The organism is Segatella salivae DSM 15606 (assembly GCF_000185845.1).
In the GTDB taxonomy this organism is placed as follows: domain Bacteria; phylum Bacteroidota; class Bacteroidia; order Bacteroidales; family Bacteroidaceae; genus Prevotella; species Prevotella salivae.
Window position 1 is genome coordinate 1 of record NZ_GL629663.1, and the last position, 1,587, is coordinate 1,587.

The following is a 1,587-nucleotide window of genomic DNA, read 5'->3' on the forward strand; positions in this document are numbered from 1 at the left end:
GTTTGTATATCCGTTTATAGGAGGGATTTTTATGTTGGGTTTTAATTTGTAAGTATGCAAGGTGCGGGTGGAGGTGGAATTGAGCAAACGTTACATGTAATATTGTAATATGTAATATTTTGGGGTTGACGTGTGTTCGTGTGCTTCATTGTGCATCATGTAAATGGGTGGTTTAGGGGTTCTAAATGGGCGCTGTGATGTGTTAAACATTTATTAACATGTCGTGAATGGGCATTTTCTTTGTGTTATGCGATAATTTTATTATCTTTGTAAGCGTGAGCCGTGCAAAACATAAGTTAGAAGATTTTGGGGAATGAGTGGCAAAAGGTGTGTGTCATTTGTGCAATGGATAGAGGGTTGGCGATGCGAATCGTTAAAAAAAGTCTCCCTCATGCCCGAGAGGGTAAAGCACAGGGGAGACGGAGTGTGTGAAGATGTGGAGGGTTATTTTAGTATAGCACTGATGTCGTTGAAGTTGCCGTCGTTGGGGGCAGGTGTGACGCCGATGAGATGGCATAGGAGAGCATAGACATCAACATTGGGAAAATGAGGATAGTCGATGTGTCGGAAACTTGGTCCCATGGCTCTGAAAATGGCTTGCATGTCGCTGTATGTGGGGTCGTAGCCATGCATGCCTCCTGCCTTTACTTTGCCGTCTGTGACGAGCCATCCCTCTTGCGGGTCGGCAATGACATCACCGATGTTTTCGTGTGTGCCGTAGTGGAGATAGGCTGGAACATCTTTTTTTCGCCATACGCGCATGTGTGGGATAGCCTTCAGTGCATTGTATACCGAGTCGGCATATCCTTTGTGGCAATAGATTTGTGCGGGCAGATTGCCTTCTATGCGTTCAACCCACTTGGGATTCAAATAGCGTTTGCATTCAATTTTCCGTTCGGGAGTCACGAAGGTCATGCCATGGTCTGAAACGACAATGAGGTTGACACTATCTTTGCGTGGTCCTTGTTGAATGTTGTCCCATAGGTCGTGAAGCTGCGCATCCATGTTTCGGAAAGCCTCTCTTGTGCGCTTGTCTTGCGGTCCGAAGCTGTGTCCAGAGTGGTCGGGCTCTTCAAAATAAACCATGATGAGGTCGGGTGCCTGCTTGGCGTTGATAGCCTGTGAGACCAAAGAGATTCGTTCGCTGACAGAGAGATGGTTCTTTTCGTAGTTGAACCACACATCGGGGTATTGGCCTTTCACGCGTACGTCGCTTCCCGGCCAATGATAGGTAAACACTTTCTTGCCCTGTTTCTTGGCCGTAATCCATATGGGTTCTCCGCCATAGAATCGGCTGTCGGTCTTGGTCTTTGGATTACTGAGCGAAAATATCAGTCCGTCTTTTCTGTTCGCAAACGAATTGGCGATGATACCATGGTGATCAGGATAGAGTCCTGTGGCCAAGGTGTAGTGATTGGGAAAGGTCTTGGACGGATAGGAGGGGATGAGCCCTGATTTTACGCCCTGTTCGGCCATGTAATTGAAAAGGGGTGCATCGTACCATTGCGGGTAATCCCATCTGCATCCATCGAGTGAGACCACGATTGTGTAAAAATCTTTTCGTGCCGTGCAAGTCAATGTAAAGAT

1 protein-coding gene is annotated in these 1,587 nt (G+C 47.1%); it reads right to left on the reverse strand.

Annotation, left to right across the window (positions count from 1 at the left end; translation table 11 throughout):
* Nucleotides 1–444: 444 nt before the first annotated feature.
* Complete coding sequence (locus tag HMPREF9420_RS12710) at nt 445–1,587, reverse strand: alkaline phosphatase family protein (RefSeq protein WP_052297304.1); 1,143 nt, start codon at nt 1,585–1,587, stop codon at nt 445–447.